Source organism: Pseudomonas entomophila (genome assembly GCF_029193575.1).
GTDB lineage: Bacteria > Pseudomonadota > Gammaproteobacteria > Pseudomonadales > Pseudomonadaceae > Aquipseudomonas > Aquipseudomonas entomophila_G.
Window position 1 is genome coordinate 1 of sequence record NZ_JARGCS010000045.1, and the last position, 7,396, is coordinate 7,396.

Genomic DNA, 7,396 nt, shown 5'->3' on the forward strand with positions numbered 1-7,396 from the left:
GTGCGCACGGCGAAGTTCGACCTGACGCTGGAGCTGGGGGAACTCGAGGGACGCCTCGTCGGGGTGTTGGAGTACGCCACGGCGTTGTTCGACGAAAGCACGATGCGGCGGCACATGGGCTACCTGGAGCGGATGCTGGAGGCGATGGCGGCCGAGGGCGAGCGAGAGGTCGGCCGAGTCGCGTTGTTGGATGAGGCGGAGCGTGCGCAGGTACTGCAAGCCTGGAACGCGACGGAGGTGGCGCACACGGGCGAATCGAGCGTGAGCGCGATGTTCGAAGCGCAGGTGGCACGCACGCCGGATGCGCTGGCGGTGGAGGCGGGCGAGGTTCGGCTGAGCTATCGCGAGCTGAATGAACAGGCCAACCAACTGGCGCACCGCTTGATCGAGCTGGGCGTCGGCGCGGATGACCGTGTGGCGCTGTGCGTGGAGCGTGGCGCGGGGATGGTGGTGGGCCTGCTCGGGATCCTGAAGTCGGGCGCGGGGTATGTGCCACTGGACCCGGCCTACCCGTCGGAGCGACTGGCGTGGATGCTGGAGGACAGCACGCCGTCGGCGCTGCTGGTGAGCGAGGCCACGCGTGGCGTGGTCGAGGATGCGGGGGTACAGATCATCGACCTGGACGATGCGGCATGGCGTTCGCAGCCGGTGCATGATCCGCGTGTGGCGGTACAGCCGCATCACCTGGCCTATGTGATCTACACCTCGGGCTCGACCGGCCGCCCCAAGGGCGTGATGGTGGAGCGACGTGGGCTGCGCAACCTGCTGCACTGGTATCTGAGCGAGTTGTCGCTGTCGAGCGACGACGCGGTGCTGCTGGTGTCGTCGTACAGCTTCGACTTGACGCAGAAGAACATTCTCGGCCCCTTGCTGGTGGGCGGTCGTCTGCACGTTGCGGGAGATTTCGTCCCGTCGCAGCTGGTGGAGCAGATCTCGAGCGAGTCGATCACGCACATCAACCTTTCTCCGAGCGCCTTCCACGCGCTGATCGACGCGGCAGGGGGCACGCGGCTGCCCTCGTTGCTGCGGGTGGTGTTGGGTGGGGAGCCGATCCAGGTGGCGCGCCTGCGCGAGCTGCCGGAGCCGAGGCCGAGCTTCATCAACAGCTACGGTCCGACGGAATGCAGCGACGTGGTGGCGTGGCACGTGCTGGATGCCGATCTCGATGTCTATGAGTCGAAGGGCGTGCCCTTGGGCCGGCCGGTGTGCAACACGCGTCTGTATGTACTGGATGTGCATGGGCAGCCGGTTCCGGCGGGCGTGGTGGGCGAGATCCACGTGGGCGGGATGGGCGTGGGCCGGGGCTACCTGGGCCTGGATGGGCTGACCGAGGAGCGCTTCCTGGCGGATCCGTTCGTTGGCGAGGCAGGGGCCCGGATGTACCGCACGGGCGACCTGGGTCGCTGGCAGATGGACGGCACGCTGGAGTACCTGGGCCGCAACGATGACCAGGTGAAGATCCGCGGCTTGCGCATCGAGCTGGGTGAGATCGAAGCCCGACTCGCGCAGTGCGCTGGCGTGATCGATGCGGCGGTGGTCGTGCGCGACGAGGCGTCGGGCGGCCAGCGTCTGGTCGCCTACTACACCGGCGATGGCGCCGTGCCGGTCGGTGAACTGCGCGAGCACCTGCTGAGAAGTCTGCCCGCCTACATGGTGCCGGCGGCCTATGTGCACCTGGAACAGCTGCCGTTGACGCCAAACGGCAAGCTCGATCGTCACGCATTGCCGCCACCAGGCGAAGACACCTACGCGCGTCGCGACTACGAGGCCCCCGAGGGCGAAACCGAGCAGATCCTTGCACAGATCTGGCAGGAACTGCTCGGCATCGAACGCGTTGGTCGCAACGACGACTTCTTCGAACTGGGTGGGCATTCATTACTGGCCGTCACGCTGATGGCACGCATGGATGAAGCGGGTCTTGTGGCCGATGTGCGAACACTGTTCGGCCAATCGAATTTGAAGGCGCTTGCTGCCTCTGTTGAACTACTGGAGATCGTCCTGTGACTGTGAAGATAATGCTGGCGAAGCTGAAACAGGAAGGTGTACAGCTATCCGTCAGGGACGGCGGACTCGTCGTCCGCGGCAATCGGCGCTTGCTTGCGGACCCCGTCGTGACTGCGCAGTTGGCCGAACACAAGGCCGCGCTGATCGAGATGATCGAAAGCGGCGAGTATGCCGCTCTGCAGGCAGAGGAATCAGCGGCCGGTGGTATCCCGCCGGGTTGCACGCAAATCGTGCCGTCGATGCTGCCGATGCTCGAGCTCGACCAAGCATCCATCGACAGGATCGTCGCCAGGGTCGCGGGTGGTGCGGCGAACGTGGAGGACATCTACCCGCTCGCGCCGCTGCAGGAAGGCATTCTTTATCACCATCTGGCCGCGCGGCAGGGCGATCCGTACCTGCTCCACGCCATGTTCCGCATGACCGATCGCGAGCAGGTGACGGCGTTCGCGGCTGCGCTGCGCAAGGTCATTGCGCGTCACGCGATCCTGCGTACCGCCATCGAGTGGGAAGGCCTGGTAGAGCCGGTACAGGTCGTGTGGCGCGAGGTGCCGCTGGAACTGGAGGAAATCGTCATCGATGCCGCGCAGGACGAGCTTGCGTCGGCGTTGCACGCCCGGCTCAACCCGCGCAGCGAGCGCTTGCTGAGCATCAACCAGGCACCGCTGATGCGGCTCGCGTTTGCCGAAGACGCGACGAGCGGCCGATGCGCGGCGATCCTGCTGTTCCATCACCTGATTCTGGATCACGTCGCGCTAGAGGTGGTACAGGCCGAGTTGCTCATGCACCTGGCCGGAAAAGCGGCGTTGCTGGCGCCAACCGTGCCGTTCCGCGATCACGTGAACCGTACTCGCTCCGCTGCCGCGCGAGCCGGTGACGAAGCGTTCTTCCGCGAGATGTTGAGCGATATCGACGAGCCAACCTTGCCCCTGGGCCTCGACAACGTGCAGGGCGACGGCGGCGGAATCGATGAGCTGTCCTTGCGCCTGGATGCATCCTTGAGCCGGCGCCTGCGCGCGCAGGCGCGACGCATCGGCGTTGGCGCCGCGAGCCTACACCATCTTGCCTGGGCGCGCGTGATCGGCTGCCTCGCCAATCGCCAGGAAGTCGTGTTCGGCACCGTGCTGCTCGGCCGTATGCAAGGCGGACGGCGCATGGAGCATGCGCTGGGCTTGTTCATCAATACGCTGCCGGTGCGCATCACCGTCGGCGAGCAGGGTGTGCAGGACGCGGTCAGGCTCACGCATGAGCGTCTTACCGCGCTGCTCGGGCACGAGCACGCCTCGCTGGCCCTGGCGCAACGCTGCAGCGGGGTGGCGGCGCCGCAGCCGCTGTTCAGCGCCTTGCTCAACTACCGGCACAGTGCGTCCGTTGCCGAGGGGGGACTGCCGGCCGCCTCGGACATCGAGATGCTGGAGGTGGAGGAACGCACCAATTATCCGCTGCTGTTGTCGGTCGACGACCTGGGCGAGGACTTCGCACTCACCGTGCAATGCATGAAGGAAGTGAGTGCGGCGCGTGTGGCGGCCTACATGGCGACCGCGCTGGAGAGCCTGGCGCAGATGCTGGAAGCCGACGACAACCGGCCGGCGCACGAGCTGGCCGTCGTGCCGGAGGACGAACGTCGGGCGGTGGTCGAGCAAGGCCGTGGCAGCGATACCCTATACCCGCGCGACGAGCCGATTCATGCCGTGTTCGAGCGTATCGCGCTGCAAACGCCGGAGGCCGTCGCGGTCGAGCACAACGATGAGCAGATCGATTATGCCGGCCTTAACGCATACGCCAACCGGCTCGCGCACCTGTTGCGCGAGAAGGGCGTCCAACCCGGCGATCGGGTGGCCTTGCTGCTGGCTCGCTCGATCGGACTGATCGCCGCGCAGCTGGCGATTCTCAAATGCGGCGCTGCCTACGTGCCGCTGGACCGGCATGTCCCGGCCGAGCGCCTGCAGTTTCTGCTCGAGGATACCGCCGCGAAGGTCTTGCTGACCGATGCCGATGCTCAGGTCCCGGCCTGGCCGGGGCTGCGCATCGATCTCGAATCCCTGGCGCTGGACGAGCGGCCGGTCGCCGATATGCCGGCAGCGGTGGGCGGCGACGCGGCGGCCTACGTGATGTATACGTCCGGTTCCACGGGCTTGCCCAAGGGCGTGGTGGTTCCGCATCGGGCGATTGCCCGCCTGGTGATGCACAACGGCTACGCCAGTTTCGATGCCGACGACCGGTTCGCGTTCGCGTCCAATCCCGCTTTCGACGCCAGCACGCTCGACGTCTGGGCGCCCTTGCTCAACGGTGGTCGCATCGTCGTGATCGACCAGTCCACCTTGCTGGATCCGCCGCGCTTCGGCGAGGTCTTGCGCGCCCGACGCATCACCGCCTTGTTCCTGACCACTGGCCTGTTCCATCAATATGCCGCACGCTTGGTCGATACCTTTGCGCAACTGCGCTATCTGATCGTCGGCGGCGACGTGTTGGACCCGGCCGTGACCGAACATGTGCTGCGCCATGGCGCGCCTGCGCATCTACTCAATGGTTATGGCCCGACCGAGGCCACGACCTTTACCACCACCTACGAAGTCACCGATCTGGACTCGGGGTCGGCGATCCCGATCGGCCGCCCCTTTTCGAACACGTCGGTCTATTTTCTCGATGCCCAGGGCGTGCCCGTGCCGGTCGGCGCGGTCGGCGAGATGTATGTCGGCGGCGACGGCGTTGCCCTCGGCTACCTCAACCGTCCGGAACTGAGCGCGGAGCGCTTCCTTGACGATCCGTTCCGGGGTACACCGGGAGCCAGGATGTACCGGACCGGCGACCTGGGGCGTTATCGGCCCGACGGCCAGATCGAATACCTCGGCCGCAAGGACAGGCAGGTCAAGCTGCGTGGTTTTCGCATCGAGCTCGGCGAGATCGAGGCGCATCTGCTGCGCTATGACGGGGTGAGGGAGGCCGCCGTGCTGCTGCGCGACGATGCGGCCGGCGACAAGCGCCTCGTCGCCTACGTGAGCGGCGACGCGGCGCTCGAGGTGGGTGCCTTGCGCGAGCATCTTCGCGCGAATCTGCCGGCCTACATGGTTCCCGTGGCCTATGTCCAGATGGATGCCTTGCCGCTGACGATCAACGGCAAGCTCGACCGCAGCGCGCTGCCGGCTCCCGACCTCGATGCATTCGGCATCGACCAGTACGAAGCGCCGGAAGGTGCGGCGGAGATCGCGCTGGCAGCGATCTGGCAGCACCTGCTGGGCATCAGTCGAGTGGGACGTCGCGATGATTTCTTCGAGCTGGGCGGTCAGTCGATCAAGGCCGTGCAACTGATCTCGCAGGTGCGCGAACGGCTGGGTGGCGAACTCGGCCTGGCGGAACTCTTCGCCGCGCCGCGTCTGAGCGACATGGCCTTGGCGATTGCGCGCGCGGAGCGTAGCGACCAGAGGCCGATCGAGAAGGCGGACCGCACCGCGCCGCTGCCCCTGTCGTTCGCCCAGCAGCGCATGTGGTTCCTGGCCCAGATGGATGGCGGCAGCGAGGCCTATCACATCTCGACGGCCTTGCGCTTCCACGGCCGGCTGGACGAAACGGCATTGCGCCGCGCCCTGGACCGGATCGTCGCGCGTCACGAGGTCTTGCGCACCCGCTTTGTCTCGATCGACGGGATGCCGGTGCAGCGCATCGACGCCGAGGATTGTGGGTTCCCGCTGGAGGTGGTCGCCTTCGACGGGCCTTTGCCGGACGCCGAGGCCGTCGCCAGGCTGGCCGAAGAGGGGGTATCCGTGCCGTTCGACCTGTCGCGGGGGCCCTTGATTCGCGCGCGGCTGCTGCGTCTGGCCGAGCAGGACCATGTGCTGACGGTGATGATGCACCACATCGTCTCGGACGGCTGGTCGATGGGCGTATTCGCCAGCGAACTGGGCGCCTTGTACGACGCCTGCGTGCGCGGCGAGGATGACGGCCTGCCGCGGTTGCCGATCCAGTATGCCGACTACGCGGTCTGGCAACGTCGCCTGCTCGAGGGCGAGCCGGCACGGCAACAGGGTGACTATTGGCGCGCTGCGCTGGCCGGCGCGCCGGAATGCCTGACGCTGCCGACCGATCGGCCACGTCCGGCGAAGCAGGACTATCGCGGCGAGATGCTCGAAGTGTGCCTTGGCCGCGACCTCAGTCGTGCACTGCAGGCGTTGAGCCGGCGCCACGGGGTCACGCTGTACATGACTTTGTTGGCGGGCTGGGCTGCGCTGTTGGGCCGGCTTGCGGGGCAGGACGATGTGGTCGTGGGCAGCCCGCTGGCCGGTCGCGACCGGCGTGAGGTCGAGGCACTGATCGGCTTGTTCGTGAACACGCTGGCGCTGCGCGTTGACCTGGGCGACCAGCCTTGCGTCTCGACCTTGCTGGAGCGGACCAAGGCGCAGGTGCTGGCGGCCCAGATGCATCACGACCTGCCTTTCGAGCAGGTGGTGGAACTGGTCCAGCCGGCGCGCAGCCTGGCGCACTCGCCGTTGTTCCAGGTGATGTTCGTTTGGCAGAACACACCGCCGGGCGAGGTGGCACTGCCGGGTCTCAAGCTGGTGCCGGTGCCTTTGGCGCAGACCACCGCGCAGGTCGATCTGAGCTTGTCGTTGCACGAGGGCGATGCCGGAATCGTGGGCAGCCTGAGCTTTGCCACGGCGCTGTTCGAGCGTGGGACGATCGAGCGCTTCGTTGGCTATTGGAAGGCCTTGCTGCAAGGCATGGCGCAAGCCGATGGCGCGCAGCCAGTGGCGGGTCTCGAGATCCTGTCGGCGGCGGAGCGCGAGCATGTGCTGCATGGCTTGAACGCGACGCACAGGCCGTATCCAGAAACGCAGACGCTGCATGGCCTGGTGGAAGCCCAGGTGGCGCGCACGCCGGATGCGCTGGCGGTGATGGCGGGCGAGGTTGGGTTGAGCTATCGCGAGCTGAACGCGCGAGCCAACCAGCTGGCGCATCGCCTGATCGAGCTGGGCGTGGGCCCGGACGAGCGGGTGGCGCTGTGCGTGGAGCGTGGCGCGGGGATGGTGATCGGGCTGTTGGGCATCCTGAAGGCGGGTGCGGGCTACGTGCCGCTGGACCCGAGCTATCCGGCGCAGCGTCTGGCATGGATGCTGGAGGATTGCGCGCCGGCGGTGGTGCTGGTGCAGTCGGACACGCGAGAGGCGGTGGCGGGTGCGTGCGTGCCGGTGCTGGATCTGGATGACACGGAGATCGGCGCGCAGCCGGCACACGACCCGTGCGTGGCGGTGCAGCCGCATCACCTGGCCTACGTGATCTACACCTCGGGTTCGACGGGCTTGCCGAAGGGGGTGATGAACGAACACGGCGGGGTGGTCAACCGTCTGTGGTGGGCGCAGCGCACGTATGGCCTGACGGCCGAGGACCGGGTGTTGCAGAA

The 7,396-nt window shown here is 66.8% G+C and carries 2 protein-coding genes; both read left to right on the forward strand.

The window, feature by feature from the left end; all coding sequences use genetic code 11:
- On the forward strand, window positions 1-2,004 hold a 2,004-nt coding region (locus P0Y43_RS21120), incomplete at its 5' end, for a non-ribosomal peptide synthetase (RefSeq protein WP_275639220.1).
- A partial coding sequence (locus tag P0Y43_RS21125) for a non-ribosomal peptide synthetase (protein ID WP_275639221.1) occupies window positions 2,001-7,396 on the forward strand: 5,396 nt, incomplete at its 3' end. The genes P0Y43_RS21120 and P0Y43_RS21125, both read left to right, overlap by 4 nt.